This is a genomic window from Amycolatopsis sp. WAC 01375 (genome assembly GCF_003947325.1).
GTDB lineage: Bacteria > Actinomycetota > Actinomycetes > Mycobacteriales > Pseudonocardiaceae > Amycolatopsis.
In genome coordinates, this window is record NZ_QHHW01000058.1 from 55047 (window position 1) to 73865 (window position 18819).

General features: G+C 68.7%; 21 protein-coding genes. 10 read left to right on the forward strand and 11 right to left on the reverse strand.

From position 1 onward, the window contains the following. The first annotated feature begins 16 nt into the window (after positions 1-16). The gene (locus DL991_RS39360) at positions 17-1534 is read left to right on the forward strand and encodes an ATP-dependent DNA ligase (protein WP_125789424.1); all 1518 of its coding nucleotides are present in this window, start codon (positions 17-19) and stop codon (positions 1532-1534) included. Positions 1535-1589: 55 nt separating this feature from the next. Here DL991_RS39360 and DL991_RS39365 read toward each other — a convergent pair whose 3' ends face one another. The 3 genes from DL991_RS39365 to DL991_RS39375 all read right to left on the reverse strand — a co-directional run bounded on the left by DL991_RS39365 (position 1590) and on the right by DL991_RS39375 (position 3295). Next, a complete protein-coding gene (locus DL991_RS39365; protein WP_125789425.1) occupies positions 1590-1967 on the reverse strand; it encodes a hypothetical protein in 378 nt (125 codons plus the stop codon). Continuing rightward, positions 1964-2398 carry a hypothetical protein gene (locus DL991_RS39370; protein ID WP_233599259.1) on the reverse strand — a complete coding sequence of 145 codons (435 nt, stop codon included), beginning with the start codon at positions 2396-2398 and terminating at the stop codon, positions 1964-1966. The genes DL991_RS39365 and DL991_RS39370 overlap by 4 nt, the downstream gene beginning before the upstream one ends. 87 nt (positions 2399-2485) lie before the next feature. Further along, on the reverse strand, positions 2486-3295 hold the full coding sequence (locus DL991_RS39375) for an NBR1-Ig-like domain-containing protein (protein ID WP_125789426.1): 810 nt from the start codon (positions 3293-3295) through the stop codon (positions 2486-2488). A gap of 118 nt (positions 3296-3413) precedes the next feature. Here DL991_RS39375 and DL991_RS39380 point away from each other — a divergent pair, with 118 nt between their 5' ends. After that, positions 3414-4115 carry a Pr6Pr family membrane protein gene (locus tag DL991_RS39380; protein WP_125789427.1) on the forward strand — a complete coding sequence of 234 codons (702 nt, stop codon included), beginning with the start codon at positions 3414-3416 and terminating at the stop codon, positions 4113-4115. On the opposite strand, the gene DL991_RS39385 is transcribed toward DL991_RS39380, so the two are convergent. Continuing rightward, positions 4059-5288 carry an NADH:flavin oxidoreductase/NADH oxidase family protein gene (locus DL991_RS39385; RefSeq protein WP_125789428.1) on the reverse strand — a complete coding sequence of 410 codons (1230 nt, stop codon included), beginning with the start codon at positions 5286-5288 and terminating at the stop codon, positions 4059-4061. The genes DL991_RS39380 and DL991_RS39385 overlap by 57 nt on opposite strands. A gap of 73 nt (positions 5289-5361) precedes the next feature. Beyond that, on the reverse strand, positions 5362-5736 hold the full coding sequence (locus DL991_RS39390; RefSeq protein WP_233599260.1) for a DUF4440 domain-containing protein: 375 nt from the start codon (positions 5734-5736) through the stop codon (positions 5362-5364). Here DL991_RS39390 and DL991_RS39395 point away from each other — a divergent pair. After that, the gene (locus tag DL991_RS39395; RefSeq protein ID WP_125789430.1) at positions 5728-6132 is read left to right on the forward strand and encodes a helix-turn-helix domain-containing protein; all 405 of its coding nucleotides are present in this window, start codon (positions 5728-5730) and stop codon (positions 6130-6132) included. The two genes, DL991_RS39390 and DL991_RS39395, sit on opposite strands and share 9 nt — an antisense overlap. Here DL991_RS39395 and DL991_RS39400 read toward each other — a convergent pair. Beyond that, positions 6118-6588, reverse strand: a complete 471-nt coding sequence (locus DL991_RS39400; protein WP_125789431.1) for a DUF309 domain-containing protein — start codon at positions 6586-6588, stop codon at positions 6118-6120. The two genes, DL991_RS39395 and DL991_RS39400, sit on opposite strands and share 15 nt — an antisense overlap. Positions 6589-6623: 35 nt before the next feature. Here DL991_RS39400 and DL991_RS39405 point away from each other — a divergent pair, with 35 nt between their 5' ends. From DL991_RS39405 to DL991_RS39415, 3 genes are read left to right on the forward strand one after another with little or no spacing between them, the layout of a single operon-like run. Further along, complete coding sequence (locus tag DL991_RS39405) at positions 6624-8063, forward strand: GuaB1 family IMP dehydrogenase-related protein (protein ID WP_125789432.1); 1440 nt, start codon at positions 6624-6626, stop codon at positions 8061-8063. A gap of 32 nt (positions 8064-8095) precedes the next feature. Continuing rightward, the gene (locus DL991_RS39410; RefSeq protein WP_125789433.1) at positions 8096-9136 is read left to right on the forward strand and encodes a glycosyltransferase family A protein; all 1041 of its coding nucleotides are present in this window, start codon (positions 8096-8098) and stop codon (positions 9134-9136) included. After that, positions 9133-10731: an alkaline phosphatase family protein gene (locus tag DL991_RS39415; RefSeq protein WP_125789434.1), complete on the forward strand. Its 1599-nt coding sequence runs from the start codon at positions 9133-9135 to the stop codon at positions 10729-10731. The genes DL991_RS39410 and DL991_RS39415 overlap by 4 nt, the downstream gene beginning before the upstream one ends. Before the next feature lie 61 nt (positions 10732-10792). On the opposite strand, the gene DL991_RS39420 is transcribed toward DL991_RS39415, so the two are convergent. Beyond that, entirely contained in the window at positions 10793-12079 is a 1287-nt protein-coding gene (locus DL991_RS39420) for a PhoH family protein (RefSeq protein WP_125789457.1), read from the reverse strand. Positions 12080-12808: 729 nt separating this feature from the next. On the opposite strand from DL991_RS39420, the gene DL991_RS39425 reads away from it, so the two are divergent. Beyond that, positions 12809-13054 carry a hypothetical protein gene (locus tag DL991_RS39425; protein ID WP_125674040.1) on the forward strand — a complete coding sequence of 82 codons (246 nt, stop codon included), beginning with the start codon at positions 12809-12811 and terminating at the stop codon, positions 13052-13054. A gap of 60 nt (positions 13055-13114) precedes the next feature. On the opposite strand, the gene DL991_RS39430 is transcribed toward DL991_RS39425, so the two are convergent. Continuing rightward, positions 13115-13891 (reverse strand): isoprenyl transferase, encoded by a 777-nt coding sequence (locus tag DL991_RS39430; RefSeq protein ID WP_037306485.1) that lies wholly within the window; start codon positions 13889-13891, stop codon positions 13115-13117. A gap of 132 nt (positions 13892-14023) precedes the next feature. Here DL991_RS39430 and DL991_RS39435 point away from each other — a divergent pair, with 132 nt between their 5' ends. Then, positions 14024-14665: a hemolysin III family protein gene (locus DL991_RS39435; protein ID WP_125789458.1), complete on the forward strand. Its 642-nt coding sequence runs from the start codon at positions 14024-14026 to the stop codon at positions 14663-14665. 7 nt (positions 14666-14672) lie between these two features. On the opposite strand, the gene DL991_RS39440 is transcribed toward DL991_RS39435, so the two are convergent. Further along, positions 14673-15119, reverse strand: coding sequence for a cytotoxic translational repressor of toxin-antitoxin stability system (locus DL991_RS39440; RefSeq protein ID WP_233599262.1), 447 nt, complete (start codon positions 15117-15119; stop codon positions 14673-14675). Beyond that, positions 15095-15511: a prevent-host-death protein gene (locus DL991_RS39445; protein ID WP_125789435.1), complete on the reverse strand. Its 417-nt coding sequence runs from the start codon at positions 15509-15511 to the stop codon at positions 15095-15097. Before DL991_RS39445 ends, DL991_RS39440 begins: the two co-directional genes overlap by 25 nt. A gap of 167 nt (positions 15512-15678) precedes the next feature. On the opposite strand from DL991_RS39445, the gene DL991_RS39450 reads away from it, so the two are divergent. Both DL991_RS39450 and DL991_RS39455 read left to right on the forward strand, forming a co-directional pair. Then, on the forward strand, positions 15679-16128 hold the full coding sequence (locus tag DL991_RS39450; RefSeq protein WP_125789436.1) for a pyridoxamine 5'-phosphate oxidase family protein: 450 nt from the start codon (positions 15679-15681) through the stop codon (positions 16126-16128). Positions 16129-16164: 36 nt separating this feature from the next. Beyond that, positions 16165-16911, forward strand: a complete 747-nt coding sequence (locus tag DL991_RS39455; RefSeq protein WP_125789437.1) for a potassium channel family protein — start codon at positions 16165-16167, stop codon at positions 16909-16911. On the opposite strand, the gene DL991_RS39460 is transcribed toward DL991_RS39455, so the two are convergent. After that, the gene (locus DL991_RS39460) at positions 16868-18763 is read right to left on the reverse strand and encodes an acyl-CoA dehydrogenase (protein ID WP_125789438.1); all 1896 of its coding nucleotides are present in this window, start codon (positions 18761-18763) and stop codon (positions 16868-16870) included. The genes DL991_RS39455 and DL991_RS39460 overlap by 44 nt on opposite strands. Positions 18764-18819: the final 56 nt, after the last annotated feature.

The following is an 18819-nucleotide window of genomic DNA, read 5'->3' on the forward strand; positions in this document are numbered from 1 at the left end:
GGGTCATGATGGACCCATGTTGCTCACGGCGGTGGTGGCCGCGTCGGCCGAACTGGCCGCCACGAGGTCCAGGAAGGCGAAGATCGCCACCCTGGCCGCGGTGCTGCGTGCCGCGGGCGAGCTGGAACTGCCCGCGGTCATCGCGTTCCTCACCGGGCAGCCGACGCAGGGCCGCATCGGCGCGGGCTGGCGGACGCTGGCCGAGCTGAAGACGGCCCCGGCCGCCGAGCCGTCGTTGACCGTGGCCGAGGTCGACACGGCGCTCGGCACGGTGGGGGCGGCGTCGGGTTCGGGGTCCGTGAAGCTGCGCGCGGAGACGTTGCGGACGTTGTTCGCCAAGATGACCAAGGAGGAGCAGGACTTCCTGATCCGGCTGCTCACCGGCGAGCTGCGGCAGGGCGCGCTCGAAGGGATCATGGTGGACGCCATCGCGGCGGCGTCCGAGATCCCGGCCGAGGACGTCCGGCGGGCGTTCATGCTGTCCGGGCAGCTGCCGGTGACGGGCCTGGCGGCCATGGCAGGCGGCCAGGAGCGGTTGGCGGAGTTCAAACTGGCCTTGGGCAGGCCGATCCGGCCGATGCTGGCTTCCCCGGCGGAGTCTCTGGACGAGGCGATCAGCGAGCACGCCGAGGCGATCGTCGAGTACAAAATGGACGGTGCGCGGATCCAGGTCCACCGTGACGGCGACGAGGTGCACATCTACACGCGGACGCTGCGGGAGATCACCGGCAGCGTCGGCGAGCTGGTGGATCTCGTGCGCTCCCTGCCTTGCACGTCGGTGGTGCTCGACGGCGAGACGCTGGCCCTGACCGACGACGGCAGGCCGAGGCCGTTCCAGGAGACGATGAGCCGGTTCGGCAGCAGCCGCGAGGAGCAGGTCAAGGCGCTGCTGCTGCGGCCGTATTTCTTCGACTGCTTGCACCTCGACGGCGTCGACCTGCTGGACGCGCCCCTGTCCGAACGGAACGTCGCCCTGCGGCAGGTCGCGGGCGAGCACGTCATCCCCGGCGAGATCGCGCCCGCCTCGGCCGAGAGCGTGCTGGACGCCGCGATGGCCGCCGGGCACGAGGGCGTGATGGTCAAGGACCTCGCGTCGCCGTACGCGGCGGGCCGCCGCGGGCGCGCTTGGCTCAAGGTGAAACCGGTGCACACGATCGACCTGGTCGTGCTCGCCGCGGAATGGGGGCACGGCAGGCGCACCGGCACGCTGTCGAATCTGCACCTCGGTGCCCGCGACCCCGACGGCGGGCCGCCGATCATGGTCGGCAAGACGTTCAAGGGCATGACCGACGAGCTGCTGGCCTGGCAGACGAAGACGTTCCAGGAGATCGAGACCCACCGCACGGACTGGGTGGTGCACGTACGGCCGGAGCTCGTCGTCGAAATCGAACTCGACGGGGCCCAGGTGAGCACGCGGTATCCCGGCGGGCTGGCGCTGCGCTTCGCGCGCGTCGTGCGCTACCGGCCGGACAAGGAGGCCGCCGACGCCGACACCATCGACACCGTCCGCGGCCTCCTCAAACCCGGCAATTAGTCACCTGCTTGCGATCCTTGCGTGTGCGACGACCGCAAGCAGGTGACGAATCGCGTCAGTAGCAGCGGTCCGAAGAGATCCGGTAGGTGTAGTTGTTCGAGAGGTTGGAGGTCACCTCGAACCGGATCTTGTGATACACCGGCGGCTCCCCGAGCACGCCGTGCTTGACCGTGCGCTCCTTGCCCGGCGCGATGGCCCCGCTCCAGAGGCCCTTGTCGAAGACGTCGTCGATGATCTGGACGAGCATTCCCCGGTAGTCGTGGTTGTGCACGGTGATGTCGATGCTCTGCCCCGCGCTCACCTCGACGACCTTCGTCTTCCCGCCCATCAGCGGTCCGCCCTCGCAGACCTTCGACGCCGCCGACGCGGACGGTGCCATCAGGAGGGCGCCTGCCAGCGCGACCGGGACGACGGCGAACAGTTTCTTCTTCATCGGTTCCCCACAACGGTCTTGACGACATTGGACTGGACGGCCAGGTCGAGGCCGAATTTCATGTTCCCGCCGCAATAGGCCTTCTCGCCGTTCTTGAAATGCACCGTCAGATCCCCGGCGCATTCGAAGACCTTGACGTCCCAGGTGCGCGTGCCCGGTTTCAGGCAGATCGCGTCCTTCCCGGCCCGGCGCATCCAGCCGTGGTAGCCGGATTCGCAGGTAATGATCGGATCACTGCCCGAAGCGGGCGCCGGGGCCGCTTGTGCGGCGGTGGCCGGCAGGAGCGCCACGGTGAGCGCGGCCCCGGCCAATGCGGCGACCTTGACGTACGGACGCATGGATTCCCTTTCCGCAAATAATGTGAGAGTGTTTCGGAAAATCCCCATCCGGAATTCCCGGACGCCGATGACGTTAAAGGCGCCCGAAGCCACTCGGGAAGCGATTCACGGCCGCGAAATGGCCATGGCCGGGGAATCGATGTCCATGCAGGTCAGCGCTTTGGCCACCGGGCCGGAAGGTCAAAGCACGCGGACCGAGAAGAACACGGCGCGGGTGTTCGGCAGCAGGATGTGGCCCTGGTCGTCGGCCATCTTCCAGTACACCTGACAGTGCCCGGGCTTGTCGGGCGCGCGCACCTCGACGGAGACGCGCACGTGCTCGCCGGGCGCGGTCTGCGGGACGGGCACGCGTTCGGGCGTGCCGCATTCGCCGGGGTTCCCGAAGGAACCGGCGCGGACCAGATACCGGCCGACCCATCCGACCGTTCCCGCGTTGCGGAATTCCCAGGTCTTCACGAAGGTCGACCCGGCCGCGACCTCGCTTCCGTCGGGCACGGTGATGTCGGCGACGAACTCCGACGCGTCGCCGGCCGGAACGGAGGGCTCGGCACCGAACGGGACGGCGAAGACGAACACGAGAGCCGCGACGAGGACGAGTGCCACGGCTCCGGCGAGCACGAACGCCGTCCGGCGCGAACGCTCCGGAGCGGGGCCGGGTCCGGCGGTCAGCGCGTCCCGCGCGCGTTCCCATTCGCCGCGCCACTCGTGGCGGACCTCGTCCTCGTCACGGCCGAGCACCCCGGCGGCCAGCACGCGGACGAACTCCCACGACGTCTCCCAGCTGGGCAGACGTTCTCCGCGGGCGGCGGCCGAAAGCGCCGACTTCGACGCGAGCGCGCCGTACTCGTCGCGCATCCGATCGTAGGAAGGGTCACCGGCGGCCCGTTTCAGCTCCCACAGGCGCCGCGCGAATCCGGCGACGGGTCCGCTGTCCTCCGCCGGACCCCGCGCGACCCGTCCGCGGCGTCCGGGCCTCCGCTCGACGTCCATCGGTTCCCACGATATGACCCACCGGCCGGGAAGTCCCGGCGGCGTTCCGCCCCCGATCGAGTGGCGGCGTGCGGTGGTGACGGGACGTCTCCACCCGATCACCCATAAGGTAGGTGGAATGCAGGCTTCCAAGATCGCGCGTGCCTGGTTCGGCGCGACGGCGCTGGTGGTGATCGCCGGTCTCGCCGCCCAGATCCCGGTGTCCGCCGGTACCACCGGCGGCACCTTCCACACCCCGGCCGGGCGGGTGGCCAACCTGCTGGCCTTCTTCACCATCGACTCGAACATCCTGGTCGGCGTCGGCAGCCTGCTGCTCGCGCTCGGTGTCGCGGGCCGGTCGACCCTGTTCGGCGTGCTGCGGCTCACCGGCCTCGTCGGCATCACCGTGACCGGGGTCGTCTTCCAGGTCGCGCTCGCCGATCTCTACGAACTGCACGGCTGGGCCGTCTTCGCCGACACGATGCTGCACAAGGTGTCGCCGCTGATGTGCGTCGCGGGCTGGCTGCTGTTCGGCCCGCGCGGCCAGTTGTCGTGGCGGGTGCTGTCGTGGTCGCTGCTGTACCCACTGGGCTGGCTCGCGGTCACGCTGGTGCGCGGCGCCATCATCGGGTTCTATCCGTACCCGTTCGTCGATCCCGCCATCAACAGCTACGGCGGTGTCGCGTTCAACTGCGTGCTGGTCGGCGTGCTGTTCATCGGCCTCGCGGCGGCCGCGGTCGGCTTCGACCGCACGTTCAGCCGGCGCGATGACACCGACGACTACTTAGCCCCGGACCCGCCGGAAGGCGTTGAGCGGATCCGCGACGCCGGCTCGTACTAGCGTCCGGACCGCGCCGAGCCGCCGGTCCACCGGTTTCCCGGCGGCCACCCGGTGCATCTGCTGGGTGTGCCACTGGATTTCGAGCAGGCTGTCGGCCAGCCGGATGCCGGTCTTCGGGGCCGTGCGCCGGGCGCGGACGTCCTCGCCGCCCAGCAAGCGGCTGGGCAGTGCCGGGTCGACGATCAGCGGCCTGCCGAGGCCGATGACGTCCAGCGAGCCGGAGCGCAGCGCGTCCGCCATTCCCGCCGGGCTGGCGAAGCCGCCGGTGACCATCAACGCGACGTCGCTGATCTGCCGCGCTTTCGCGGCGTAGTCGAGGAAGTAGGCCTCGCGGCTTGCGGTGCTCGACTTGGCCGACCCCATCATGGCGGCCTTCTCGTAGGTGCCGCCGGAGACTTCCAGCAGGTCGATACCGGCTTCACCCAGTTCGCGGACGACTTCGAGCGATTCCTCCTCGCTGAATCCGCCGCGCTGGAAGTCCGCGCTGTTGAGCTTGACCGCGATCGGCACGGCGTCGCCGACCTCGGCGCGCACGCGGGCGACCACTTCCAGCAGGAAACGCCGCCGCCGGACTGCGTCGCCGCCCCAGCCGTCGGTGCGCAGGTTGGTCAGCGGTGAGAGGAACTGCGAGACGAGGTAGCCGTGCGCGCCGTGGATCTGGACACCGGCGAATCCGGCGTCGACGACGGTTCGCGCGGCCACGCCGAACCGCTCGATGATCGCCTCGATCTCGTCGCCGGTCAGTGCCCGCGGCGTCGCGAACACCGAGCGGATGCCGCGGTCGCCGAACGGCACCGCCGACGGCGCGACCGGCTGACGGGTGAGGAAGCGCGGGCTCTGCCTGCCGGGATGGTTGAGCTGGACCCACAACCGGGCCTCGGTCCCGTCCGCCGACCGTGCCCACGGCTTGAATTCGGTGGCGTCCGGCTCCCGGGGCACCGCGACGTTGCGCGGTTCGCCCAGCGCGGTCGGATCGACCATGACGTTGCCGGTGATCAGTGTGCCGGCGCCGCCTCGCGACCACGTCCGGTACAGCTCGGCCAGTTCCGCGGTGGGCCGGTTGCGGCGGTCGCCGAGCTGCTCGCTCAACGCGGCCTTGGCCAGCCGGTTCGGCAGGATCGCGCCGCACCGCAGTTTCAGCGGCTCGGCCAGCAGTTCCTTGGGCTCGCTCATCGCGCTTTCTCCCGCCGTTACCTACCGGGCAGTATCCCTACTCGAAGTAACATACTCGCGGTATGTCGAGTACTCAAGGTGCGCCGACACCGAACGGATTGTCGATCACGTAGCGCCAGAACCCGTCCTCGCCACGTCGGGCGACGTCGGTGGCCGTCGCCGCGAGATGCCCTTCGATGACCCAGTCGACGATCAACAAGGCCAGGTCACCGGCCACGTGCACCTGACGCGGAGCGACCTTGATGGGCTGCCCGAGCGCGAGGATCCCGCCGTTCGCGGCCCGGCGTTCCGCGCCGGTCACCCGCACCCCGTCCCGGCGGACGAACACGGCGTCCGGCTCGTAGACCGTGTCGAGGATTTCGGCGGATCCGGTGTTGAAGGCGGCCTGGAAGACGAAGGGATGTTCGGCCGCGTCAGTGGTCAAAGGCACACTGGGGGAATGCGTCATGCGGACAGCGAAACCGACCGCGAAGCAGGTCACCAAACGGAAACCTTCGACGGCGAACTCGTCCCGGACGCCCGCGGCCGCACCCGGCGGCCCGAGCCGGACTGTCCCGTCGAGGTCGCGCTCGCCGCGATTTCGGGCCGGTGGACGACGCTGGTGCTGCGGGAACTCATGGGCGGGGCACGGTCCTTCAGCGACCTTCGCGCGGCGTTACCCGACTTGTCCGCGAAGGTGCTGACAGAACGCCTCGGCGACCTGACCGCGCGACGCCTCGCCGTCCGCGACGAACTGCCGGGGTTCCCGAGCCGGACCAGCTACCGGCTCACCCCGGCGGGACTGGCCCTGCGGCCGCTGCTGATCGAGCTGTATCGCTCGGGCTCGGCGTTACTGGCGTTGTAGGCGCGGCGCGACGGGCTCCACCTGGGCACGCCCCTTCACCGCTTCGGCCATCTGCCGCGCCCAAACCTGCAGGCCGGGGATGTCGATCCCGTGCGGGCCGGCCTCACGGAACGGCTCGATGTTGTCCGCACCACGCTCCAGCAGCGAGGCCGCGCCGTTCCCGTTCCCCCTGGCCACGTGGGTCAGGCCCACGGCGAGCTGCGCGAGGCCGCGCCACAGCTCCCGTTCCGGCCCGTCGGTGGTCTTCCACGCGTCCTCGAACACCTCGTGCGCGTGGAACGGACGCCCCGCGTCGAGCAGGCGCTGGGCCTCGGAGATGGTGTCCTCCGGGCTCCGTTCGATGCCCTCGGGCTGGCGCTCGACACCGTCGGCGCCGTACGGGAGCGGCCTGCCGAGGCCGTCTCGCGGGCGCGCGTTACGGGCTCGGCCGGTTTCGTCACGGTCCCGGTCGGTCATGCCGACATTGTCCCACGCGGGTATCCTGGGGCCTCGTGCGCTTTCTCGACGGGCATCGGCCCGCTCACGACCTGACCTACGACGACGTGTTCCTCTTGCCGAACCGGTCGGACGTGGAGTCCCGCTTCGACGTCGACCTGTCCACTGTGGACGGCACCGGCGCGACGATCCCGATCGTGGTGGCCAATATGACCGCCGTCGCCGGTCGCCGGATGGCCGAGACGGTCGCCCGGCGCGGTGGGCTCGTCGTCCTGCCCCAGGATGTCGACGTGGCCGCGGTCGCCGACATCGTCACCTGGGTCAAGAGCCGTCACACCGTGTGGGACACCCCGCTCGTGCTGACCGGCGGGGACGCGGTGGCCGACGCGCTGAATCTGGTCGGCAAACGCGCCCACGGCGCCGTCGTCGTGGTGGACGAGGACGGCAAGCCCGTCGGCGTCGTCGACGAAGCGGCCTGCGCCGGTGTCGACCGCTTCGCGCGGCTGGCCGACGTCGCGGAGCCCGCGGTCGTCACGGTGCCCTTGAACACTCCGCCGCGTGAGGTGTTCGAGCGTCTGCACGATCACGGCGGCCGTCTCGCGCTCGGCATCGACGAGAACGGCAGGCTCGCCGGCGTCCTGACCGAGATCGCGGCGCTGCGCGCGGAGATCTACACCCCGGCCGTCGACGACGGCGGCAGCCTGCGCGTCGCCGCCGCGATCGGCGTGAACGGCGACGTCGCGGCGAAGGCCGAGGCCGTCCTCGCGGCCGGCGTCGACGTGCTGGTCGTCGACACCGCGCACGGCCACCAGGAGAAGATGATCTCCGCGCTCAAGGCCGTCCGTTCGGTGAACCCGCGGGTCCCGGTGGTCGCCGGGAACGTGGTCACCGCGGAAGGCACGCGCGACCTGATCCACGCGGGCGCGGACGTCGTCAAGGTCGGCGTCGGCCCCGGCGCCATGTGCACCACCCGGATGATGACCGGCGTCGGCCGCCCGCAGTTCTCCGCCGTCGCCGAATGCGCGGCCGCTGCCCGTGAACTGGGTAAACACGTCTGGGCGGACGGCGGCGTGCGGCATCCACGCGACGTCGCGCTCGCGCTGGCCGCGGGCGCGTCGGCCGCCATGGTCGGCTCGTGGTTCGCCGGCACCCACGAATCCCCCGGCGACCTGCGCTACGACGAGCAGGGCAAGCCGTACAAGGAATCGTTCGGCATGGCGTCGAAGCGAGCCGTCGGCGCCCGCACGCGCACGGACAACGTCTTCGAACGCGCCAAGAAGGGCCTGTTCGAAGAGGGCATCTCGGCGTCGCGGATGGCGCTGGACCCGGCCAGCCCCGGCGTCGAAGACCTGCTCGATTCCATCGGCTCCGGTGTCCGGTCTGCCTGCACGTACGCGGGCGCGCGGACACTGGAGGAATTCCACGAGCGCGCGCTGCTCGGGATCCAGTCCGCCGCGGGCTTCGCGGAAGGACGGCCGCTGCCGTCGGGCTGGTGATCCCAGGCACCTGAAGCACTAGGGTGCACCGGGTGAGACGCCTGAGACGGATCGTGGCGGCGGCACTGGATCGCCGCCACGCGGAAAACGGGGAAATCGCCGCACTACGGTCCGCGATCGCGGACCAGGCCGCGGAAATCGAGCGGCTGCGCGCGGTGCTGGAACATCACAACGCCTGGCTCGAGGATCACGGCGGAGCCCTGCGCGACGGCGACGCGCGCGCCACCACCGTCGAAGCCAGGCAAGCCGCCCTCGACACGCGGCAGGAAGCCCTCGACGGCTGGCTGAAAAGCCATGACACCGCCTTCGAAGGCCTGCATCTCCGGGCCGGAAGTCTCGAAGCCGCCCGCGACGTCCGCACGTTCACGCACTGGCTCGATCAGCACGAACTCCGGGCCACACCGAAGATTTCGATCGTCCTGCCGACGCACGACCGGGCCGCGCTGCTGCCCCGCGCCGTCGCTTCGGTGCGTGCGCAACGCTATCCGCACTGGGAACTGGTGATCGTCGACGACGCCAGTTCGGACTCCACCCCCAAGGTGATCGCCGGTTTCGAAGACCCGCGGATCCGGTCGATCCGGGTCGAACACGGCGGCGTCTGCGCCGCCCGCAACGCCGGGCTCGCCGAGGTCACCGGGGACGTCGTCGCCTACCTCGACGACGACAACACCCTGCATCCGTTGTGGCTCAAGGCCTTGGGCTGGGCGTTCGGTGAGCATCCGGAGATCACGGCGGCCTACGGCGGCTTCGTCATCGACGACATCGGCGGCCTGCCGGAGCTGTTCTTGCGGCGCTACGACCGGGAAACGCTGCTGCGGGAGAACCTCGCCGACATCGGCGCCGTCGCACACCGGGCGGGTCTTCCCGAGGCCCGGTTCGACGAGTCGCTGGTCGAGATGGGCGACTGGGACCTGCTCCTGGCGCTGACCGCGGACCGCGAACCCTTGGTCGTCCCGGCGATCTCCTGCTACTACACCACGACTTCCGGGGACAGGCTCTCCCACGGTCCGACCTACGACGACGACTTCGCCGCCATCCGCCGCAAACATTCAGGACCGGAGCACCGATCATGACCGAACCCGCCAAGATCCTCGTGGTCGCGCTCGACGCCTGCGACCCCGGCACGATCCGCGATCTCGCCGCGGCGGGTGAGGTACCGACGTTGGCGCGTCTGCTCGAAACCAGCGCTTCGGCGACCACGCACAATCCCTACGGCCTGTTCGTCGGCTCGCTGTGGAGCAGTTTCTTCACCGCGCGCACCGCCGCGCGGACCGGATTCCACTGCTGGGAAGAGGTCGACACCAAGACCTACGAACGGCGGCTGACCAGCCCGCTGGAAATCCGGGGTACCCCGTTCTGGGAGACGCTTTCCGACGCCGGGAAACGCGTCGCCGTACTCGACGTCCCGCATTCCCGCGCGGACAAACCGCTCAACGGGGTCATGGTGAGCGAGTACGCCTGCCACGACCGGCATTTCGGCTTCCACACGTCACCGCCGGAGCTGGCGAAGGAGATCGAAGCCGACATCGGGCTCACTCCCATCCTCACCGCCGAGCCCGATCTGGTCCGCGACTGGGCACCGGACGACTATCTCCACCGCGAAGGTCCACATCGGACACCCGACGAGGAGCGCGCGCTGACCCACGGCCTCGTCGCCGGGATCGGGCAGAAGACGCAGGTTTCGACCAAGCTGCTCGCCGAAGGTGACTGGGATCTTTTCCTTTCGGTGTACGGGGAATCCCACAGCATCGGCCATCAGCAATGGCATCTGCACGATCCCGCGCACCGCGACCACGACGCCACGCTCGCGACCGAACTGGATCCGATCCGCTCGGTCTACCGGAGTCTCGACGACGCGATCGGCGGGCATCTCGCACTGGCCGGGCCGGACACGACGGTCTTCGTGCTGCTGAGCCACGGCATGGGACCTCGGTACGAGGGAAGCCATCTGCTGCACGAAATCCTGCGGCTTCTCGACACGGTGGAGACCGAAGGACTGCGTGGCGGCGGCGCGATGACGCTGGCCAAACGCGCCTACTCCGCACTCCCCGGTCCTTTGCGGACGAAACTGGCGTCGGCCGCGATGCCACTGCTGCGCAAGCGGCTGGCGGCGGCCCCGCTGCCCGCGGTGCCGAACTGGGCGACCGCCGAACAGCGGTCGAAGCAGCGGTTCTACCTGTCCCCCAACAACTTTGTCTTCGGCGGGGTGCGGATCAACCTGGCGGTCCGCGAACCGCACGGCGTCGTCCAGCCCGGCGCGGAGTACGAGGCCGTCTGCGAGCAGCTGACCGAAGACCTGCTCTCGCTGGTGAACGTCGCGACCGGGAAGCCGGCCGTACGCGAGGTTTCCCGCACGAGCGACCACTACGACCGCGAGGCCGACGACACCCTGCCGGATCTGCTGATCGACTGGGCCCGCACCGGTCCGATCGAGACGGTCTGGTCGCCCAAGACCGGCGTCGTCTACGGACCGGACGAGCACTGGCGCACGGGAGACCACCGGCCGGACGGGCTACTCCTCGCCGGCGGGCCCGGTTTCGAACCGGGCGCGAAACTGCCGGACCTGGACGTCGTCGACCTGGGCGCGACGCTTTCGGCCATGCTCGGCGTCGAACTCACCGACGACGTGGACGGACGGCCGCTCCCCTGGGCGAAACCGGTCACCTAGCCGCCATGAAAGGTCCTTTCCTTGCAAATTTTGCAAGGAAAGGACCTTTCATGGCACGTGCTCAGCCGTGATCCTCCAGCATCTCGGTGACGAGCGCCGCGATCGGCGACCGCTCGGACCGGGTCAACGTGACATGCGCGAACAACGGGTGACCCTTGAGCTTCTCGATCACCGCCGAAACGCCGTCGTGCCGCCCGACCCGCAGGTTGTCGCGCTGCGCGACGTCATGCGTGAGCACGACCCGCGAGGCCGTGCCGAGCCGCGAAAGCACGGTCAGGAGCACGTTGCGCTCCAAGGACTGCGCCTCGTCGACGATGACGAACGTGTCGTGCAGCGACCGGCCGCGGATGTGGGTCAGCGGGAGCACCTCGAGCATGCCGCGGTCGAAGACCTCGTCGAGGACGTCCTGGCTGACCAGGCCACCGAGGGTGTCGAACACCGCCTGCGCCCACGGCTGCATCTTCTCGCTCTCGGAACCGGGCAGGTAGCCCAGATCCTGGCCGCCGACCGCGTACACCGGCCGGAACACCACGACCTTGCGGTGCTGGCGGCGTTCCATCACCGATTCCAGGCCCGCGCAGAGCGCGAGCGCCGACTTGCCGGTACCGGCGCGTCCGCCCAGCGAGACGATGCCGACATCGGAGTCCAGCAGGAGATCCAGCGCCACCCGCTGCTCGGCGGAGCGGCCGTGCAGGCCGAACGCCTCCTTGTCACCCCGCACGAGCCGGATCCGCTTGTCCGCGGTGACCCGGCCCAGCGCGCTCGAACTGCCCGCGAGCAGCCTCAAACCGGTGTGACAGGGCAGTTCACCGACTTCGGGCATCCCGAATTCCGCCGGATCCGCGGACGACGCGCTGAACAGCGCGTCGATCAGGGTCTGCGGGACGTCCACGTCCGCCATTCCCGTCCAGCCCGAGGGCGTCACCTCCTGCGCGCGGTACTCGTCGGCTTCGAGACCGACGGCGCCCGCCTTGACACGCAGGGGGATGTCCTTGGTCACCAGCGTGACCGACGCGCGTTCCGCCGCCAGGTTGAGCGCACAGGCGAGGATGCGGTGGTCATTGGAGTCGGTGCGGAAGCCGACCGGGAGCACCGTGGGATCGGAGTGGTTCAACTCCACCTGCAGGGTGCCGCCGTGCTCACCGATCGGGAGCGGCGCGTCGAGCCTGCCGTGCTGACGACGCAGGTCGTCGAGCATGCGAAGCGCTTCGCGCGCGAACCACCCCAGTTCGGGATGGTGACGTTTCGCCTCCAGTTCACTGATGACGACCAGCGGAAGCACGACCGCGTGTTCGGCGAAACGAGTCACCGACCAGGGGTCAGAGAGCAGGACCGACGTGTCGAGCACGTAAGTGGACCGCTGGGATTCGGGCGAGATCGAGGCTTTCTCCGGGCCAGGGGCACCGGTCGAAGAACGGCCAGAGGCCTTGCGGGGTGAACGCTGCGCAGTCACGACGGCATCTCCCTCGTGGGCGTGGCACCACGCCCGCACTCGCTGGGCCGGGCACTTCCCTGGCTAACCGTTCCTCCCGACGCTCACCGCGTCAGTCGGCACGGCCACGAGGGCCGGGTGCCGGCCCGCTCGTGCATCCACTGGGCGGCTGTGCCGCCCTGTCGACTACCGCCACGACCAGGGCCTCCCGTGAGAGTCCGCATGGGACGCGAACCCTCACTTCCGGAAGGTACCTGCGTCCGGCCGATCGCGCAGGCAGCCACCACGGTGATTCGCCAAACCGTCATCTCACTGTCGGTCGCGTGACATCAACGCCTCGTCACCATCACGGTGTGTAGTGATGATCTCCATTCAGGGACGCTCGTCGACGTGACCCGGATGGATTAACGCGACGCAGGGCGTTCACCTGATGGGATCGAGGGTTCTACCACGCTTGGTAGCGGCCCGCATTTTGTGGCCGAGACAGAGAACCTTACCGAGTGAAACGCGCCTTTTCGGCCTCACACAATGGGCTTACGAGACGGTCACAACTTCTGAATAGCGAGTAATTTTCTCACTGCGGGACACCCCCACCGGATTTCGGTGCCCCCGATCCCTGAATATCTCTACCAAGGAGTGTGCGAAGTGCTGAAGAAGGCTGGTTTCGTTTCCGCCGTCGCCGCGGGCATCATGATGGTCGGCGGAACCGCGTTCGCCGCGACCGGTGACACCACCGGCACCCCGGACCCGACGTTCGGCGACGCCTACAACACCTTCATCGAGGGCGGCGGCGCGCTGGGTTACGGTGCCGCTTCGCTGGTCGCCGGTGCCTACACGGGCATCGCCACCACCCCGGCCCTGATCCTCCACTCGCTGGAGCACAACCACTGATCTTCAGTGACGACGTCGAAGGCCCCGGAGTGCACGCCGGGGCCTTCGTCATGTCACGGGTCAGGAACCGAAGCGCCGGTGCCGCCACGCGTAATCACGCATGGCCCGCAGGAAATCGACCCGGCGGAACGCGGGCCAATAAGCTTCGGTGAACCAGAATTCCGAATGCGCCGATTGCCAGAGCAGAAATCCGGAAAGCCGCTGCTCACCCGAGGTGCGGATAATCAGATCCGGATCCGGCTGACCAGAGGTGTACATATGCTCGGAAATATGGTCGACGTCCAGGATCTTCGCGAGCTCGCGGATCGACGTGCCCTCGTCGGCGTGCTGGAGCAGCAGTTTGCGGACCGCGTCGGCGATCTCCTGACGCCCTCCGTAACCGACCGCGACGTTGACCTCCATCCCGGAGCGCCCCTCCGTGCGCTCCGCGGCCGCGCTGAGGGCCTTCGCGACCTCCGGGGGCAGCAGGTCGAGGGCTCCCACGATGCGGAGCCGCCAGGGCGTGTGCGGCGCGGCCAGTTCGTCGGTGACGTCGGTGATGATCTTCAGCAACGGGCTCAGTTCCTCGGCCGCGCGGCCGAGGTTGTCGGTCGAGAGCAGCCACATGGTGACGACCTCGACGTCGGCCTCGTTGCACCAGCTCAGGAAGTCGGCGATCTTCTTGGCGCCCGCGCGGTGCCCGTCGGCGACGTCGGTGAAGCCCGCTTCGCGCGCCCAGCGGCGGTTGCCGTCCAGCATGATGGCGATGTGGCGTGGATGGCGCCCCTTGGCCTGCTGGATCAGGCGCCTGCCGTAGGCGCTGTACACGACGTCTGACAAGAAGGACCGAAGACTCACGCCATTGGAGAGTAGTCACCCCGCGGACCCCAGTGGGACGCGCCACGGACACTGGCGAAAAACCTACGGTGCCGTAACCTGGGAAGAGTGAGCGTAGAGTCCGAACAGCAGCCGTCCGGCCCCGCGCCCTTGGTGGACACACGTCCTCGGTTGCGGGGGCACATCCACTTCTGGTCCTTCTTCGTCGCAGTCGCCGGAGCCGTGACCCTCATCAGTCTCGCCGCGTCCACCGTGTCGCCTATAGCCGCTTTGTCCACTTCGGTCTATGGGCTGACCGTGCTCGGTCTCTTCGGCGTCAGCGCGCTCTATCACCGTCGCTTGTGGAGCCCACGAGCATACGAATGGATGAAGCGCGCCGACCATTCGATGATCTTTCTGTTCATCGCCGGCACCTACACGCCGTTCACCCTTCTGGCGATGTCCCAGCCGACCGGGTACATCGTGCTGGCGATCGTCTGGGGCGGCGCGATCGGCGGCGTCACCCTGAAGATGCTGTGGCCGAACGCGCCCCGCTGGCTGGGCGTGCCGATCTACATCGCACTGGGCTGGGTCGCCGTCTTCGTCCTGCCCGAACTGGGCTCCCACGCCGGCGTCGCGGCACTCGTCCTGCTCTGCGTCGGCGGGCTGTTCTACACGCTGGGCGCGGTGTTCTACGCGGTCAAGTGGCCGAACCACTTCCCGGAGACCTTCGGGTACCACGAGTACTTCCACGCCTGCACGGTTCTCGCGGCGACGTCGCACTACGTCGCGATCTGGCTGGCGATGTACGCGTAACTCGGCGTCAGCTCTCCTCAGTCCAGAACAGCTGAAGCCTCGCGATAGCCTCGGCTTTGGTCATGGCCGCGACCTCGGATTCAGGCAGACCGACCCGCGATAGCAGCATGTGCACCAGGTCGGCAGGCAAAGCTTCAGCCTGCGGCACTGGCACTCCGCGGTCAGGTTTGACGCCGTCCCGCACACACGACCAGAAGCACGGCTCGTCAACGTCGAGCTGGTCGCGGAGGATGTGCCTCCAGATACTCTTGCCGTACCCGGTCCGGTCCACCGGATGCGAGATCCGGGTTCGCAGGATGCGGCCGTCCAGGAGGTCGAACTCGTAGGTGACGTGGTGCGTGCCCGTCCGGCCGCGGGCATCGCGAACTCGGCGCCACTCCTCGACTTGGCAGAACGACTCGTGGTCCTTGCGGGTGGGTTGTGGCCAGTTCACCGCGCGGTACCCGCCAGCCAATCGCGCAGCTGATCGTCATCGCTCAGGCTGATCAGCTGGACCAAGCCCCAGTTGTCACGGTGATTCGGAGCATCGAGCAGCCGCGACTGCCAGTCTTCCGCGTACTCCCGCAGAGCGTCGACCATCTCGGTCAGCGCTTCGTCGAAGGTGGCACCGTCCGCGGCTACCGGCAAACCTGGAATGAACACGGACCAGCCTCCATCCTCGGCTACGACCTGGGCAGACGCCGGCAGGAGCGACGCGAGGAAGTAGCGCAGACGCTCGACGTCCACGACAGCGGCCTGAGCCGAGTCACGCCGAACCGTGGCGACGCGACCTTTCTCCGCGGCATCCAGCAGATCCTTCAGATGCGCGCGAGCTTCGGTGTAGCTGTCGTAGTGGAGCGCTGACACAGGGCCTCCCGATAGGTCGTAACCCAGTCTGCCCAAGTACGTCAAGTACGTCAAGTACGTCCGCTGTTCACGCGACCACGGTGACCAGGACGGACACACGCGTGTTCCCTCTGGCACAAGAAAGTGCCTTCTTCCGCGCCCCCACCGCGCGAGCCATGATCACGACCATGGCCAAGAACGCACCGCCCCGCCCCCTCGACGACGCGGCTCTCAGCGACTTCCTCGCCGAGCACGCCTTCGGCGCCCTCGCGACCCTCAAGCGCGACGGACGCCCTCACCTCTCCACGGTCGTCTACACGTGGGACCCCGAGGCCCGGACGGTCCGGATCAGCACGACCGAAGACCGCCTCAAGGTCAAGCAGCTCCGCGACAACCCCACCGCCTCGCTCTACGTCTCCAGCGCCGACCACTGGAAATTCGCGGTCGTGGAAGGGAAAGCGGAACTCTCCGAGGTCACCCGGACACCCGGTGACACGGCCGGGCTCGAATATCTCGCCGCCCAGAGCCAAAAGCCGGAGGACGAGGCCGTGTTCCTCGAGACCATCGCCGCCGAACGAAGGCTCTACATCACCCTCAAAACCGACAAACTCTATGGAACGGCCCTCGACATCGCTTAACGTGCACCTGGAAAAGGCCAGGTGAGGAGACGCCCGATGTGGGAAAAGCGGATGGAGTGGCCGCTCAACGCCGCCGCCGTACTGTTCCTGGCTGCCTACGCGTGGCCGATCCTCCAGCCCTCGCTCGGCCACACCGGCCGGGTCTGGTGCGAGGTCGTCACGTGGGTCGCGTGGGCGGTCTTCGCCCTGGACTACGGCGTCCGCCTCAAGCACGCCAAGGACAAGCGGGACTTCCTCAAGAAGAACCTCTTCGACCTGCTGATCATCGTGCTCCCGCTGATCCGGCAGCTTCGGCTGCTCCGGCTGGTCACGGTGCTGAACGTCCTCAACCGCAACGCCGGCCTGTCGTTGCGCGGCCGCGTCGTGGTCTACACGGTGGGCGCGACGGCGCTCGTCGTGTTCTGTTCGGCGCTCGCCGTACTCGACGCCGAACGCACTCAGGCGGACGCGCCGATCACCGACTTCCCGGACGCGGTGTGGTGGTCCATCACGACGATCACCACGGTCGGCTACGGCGACCGCTATCCCGTCAGCGGCACCGGCCGGATCGTCGCGGTCGGGCTGATGGTGGCCGGGATCGCGCTGCTCGGTGTGGTCACCGCGACGCTGGCGTCGTGGCTGATCCGCCGGGTGACCGAGGCCGACGAGAACGCGCAGGCCGTGACGCGCGAGCATCTCGACGAGCTGACCCGCGAGGTCAAGGCGTTGCGGGCCGAGCTCGCCGAGCAGCGCACCGGGATCAGTCCCGCAGCATCGGAGCCGCTAGGTACTGCTCGGGGATAGCGAAGGCGTCCACGAGTGTCCGCGCGTGCGGGCGCAGGTCGGCGCACAGGGCGTTCACCGCGGCGGTGACGGCCTTCGAGCGCCCGGAGGTCAGGCGTCCGTGTTCGAGGAACCAGCCACGATCCGCCTCGATGTTCGCGAGCGCGTAGAGGTCGCACACCCGCTCCAGCAGTTCGCGGGCCTCGGCGTCGGCGCAGCGCTCGATGGCGTCGACGAACGCTTCGAGCACCACCCGGTCGACGTGCGCGCGTCCGGCGCGAAGCACGTGGTCCTGCGCGTCGTTGAAGACACCGAAGACGCCGGAGGGGTCCGAGCTACCTTTTCGCAGGCGCTGCGCGACGCCGCCGAGTACGTGTTCTTCGCGGTCTTCGAACAGCTTCAGGTGCCACTCGCGGGAGTACAGCACGTCGCCGTCGTCGGCCTCGGTGAGCCGTTCGACGACCTTGCGCGCGGACGTCCGTTCGATCACGGCTTCGACGAGCTGCTCCGCCACGAAACGTGCGGTCGCGAGCGGGCTGAGGTCCTCGAAGTGGTCCTTGTAGCTGGTCAGCAGGCCCTTCGCGACCAGCTGCAGCAACACGGTGTTGTCACCCTCGAAGGTGGTGAAGACGTCCGTGTCGGCCTTCAAACCGGGAAGCAGGTTTTCCGAGAGGTAGCCCGAACCACCGCACGCCTCACGGGCGGCCTGGATGGTCGCCGTCGCGTGCCAGGTCGAGACGGCCTTGATCCCGGCCGCACGCGATTCCAGCTCCCGCTGCTCTTCCTCCGGCGCGTCCTCGGCGATGTCGTTCAGCTTCGAAACGAGTGCTTCCTGCGCGAAGTGCAGGGCATACGACGTCGCCAGTGCGGGCAGCAGTTTCCGTTGGTGTGCGCGGTAGTCGAGGATCACGACCTCCTCGCCGCCGGGCCGCGCGAACTGCCGCCGCTGCTCGCCGTACCGGATGGCCAGCGCGAGCGCGCGCTTCGTCGCGCTGCCGGCGCTGCCCGCGACGCTGACCCGGCCACGGATGAGGGTGCCGAGCATCGTGAAGAACCGGCGACCGTCGCTTTCGATCGGGCTGCGGTACGTGCCGTCCTCGGCGACGTCGCCGAACCGGTTGAGGAGTGCCTCGCGCGGAACCCTCACCTGGGTGAAGGTGAGCCGTCCGTTGTCGACGCCGTTGAGGCCCGCCTTGCGGCCGCAGTCCTCGATCTCGACGCCGCTCACGCCCTCGCCGCGGATCGGCACCAGGAACGCGTGCACTCCGCGTGATTCACCGCCGGTGATCAGCTGCGCGAACACCACCGCGAGTTCGCCGTCGCGGGCGGCGTTGCCGATGTACTCCTTCATCGCGCCCCGGTCCGGCGTGTGCACGACGAATTCGCGGGTGGCCGGATCGTAGGTCGCGGTGGTGCGCAGATGCTGGACGTCCGAGCCGTGGCCGTGCTCGGTCATCGCGAAGCAGCCCAGCAGCTCCAGATCCTTGATCTTCCGCAGGTAGCGCTCGTGGTGGCGTCCGGTGCCGAGCAGTTGCACCGCGCCGCCGAACAGACCCCATTGGACACCGGCCTTGACCATCAGCGAGAGGTCACCGAAACCCAGCATCTCGAACGACATCACCGAGCCGCCGACGTCGCCGCCACCACCGTGCGCCGGGTCGAAACCGAGCCCCGGCCGGTCGGTGCGGGCGAGCAGGCGCAGCCATTCGAGCACCTGGGCGCGGTGCGCTTCGACGTCGAGGTCGACAGGGTCCTTGAAGTCCTCCGCGGCCATCTGCGCGCGCACCGCGCGACGGAGCTCCGCCCACCGTCCATCGAGGACGGTGGTCAGCGCGTCCGGGTCGATCTTCGCGGGAAGTCCTGGCGTGTCCACGATTCCTCCGATGCGGTGCGGTCTGCGTTCAGCCTGCCGCACCGCATCCGGGGACG

Coding starts and splice junctions, on each gene's coding strand:
- DL991_RS39380 (WP_125789427.1), top strand. CDS start 3,414: ATGCAGGCTTCCAAGATCGCGCGTGCCTGGTTCGGCGCGACGGCGCTG.
- DL991_RS39390 (WP_233599260.1), bottom strand. CDS start 5,736: ATGACGCATTCCCCCAGTGTGCCTTTGACCACTGACGCGGCCGAACAT.
- DL991_RS39360 (WP_125789424.1), top strand. CDS start 17: ATGTTGCTCACGGCGGTGGTGGCCGCGTCGGCCGAACTGGCCGCCACG.
- DL991_RS39400 (WP_125789431.1), bottom strand. CDS start 6,588: ATGACCGACCGGGACCGTGACGAAACCGGCCGAGCCCGTAACGCGCGC.
- DL991_RS39450 (WP_125789436.1), top strand. CDS start 15,679: ATGGCCAAGAACGCACCGCCCCGCCCCCTCGACGACGCGGCTCTCAGC.
- DL991_RS39385 (WP_125789428.1), bottom strand. CDS start 5,288: ATGAGCGAGCCCAAGGAACTGCTGGCCGAGCCGCTGAAACTGCGGTGC.
- DL991_RS39395 (WP_125789430.1), top strand. CDS start 5,728: ATGCGTCATGCGGACAGCGAAACCGACCGCGAAGCAGGTCACCAAACG.
- DL991_RS39375 (WP_125789426.1), bottom strand. CDS start 3,295: ATGGACGTCGAGCGGAGGCCCGGACGCCGCGGACGGGTCGCGCGGGGT.
- DL991_RS39455 (WP_125789437.1), top strand. CDS start 16,165: ATGTGGGAAAAGCGGATGGAGTGGCCGCTCAACGCCGCCGCCGTACTG.
- DL991_RS39415 (WP_125789434.1), top strand. CDS start 9,133: ATGACCGAACCCGCCAAGATCCTCGTGGTCGCGCTCGACGCCTGCGAC.
- DL991_RS39365 (WP_125789425.1), bottom strand. CDS start 1,967: ATGAAGAAGAAACTGTTCGCCGTCGTCCCGGTCGCGCTGGCAGGCGCC.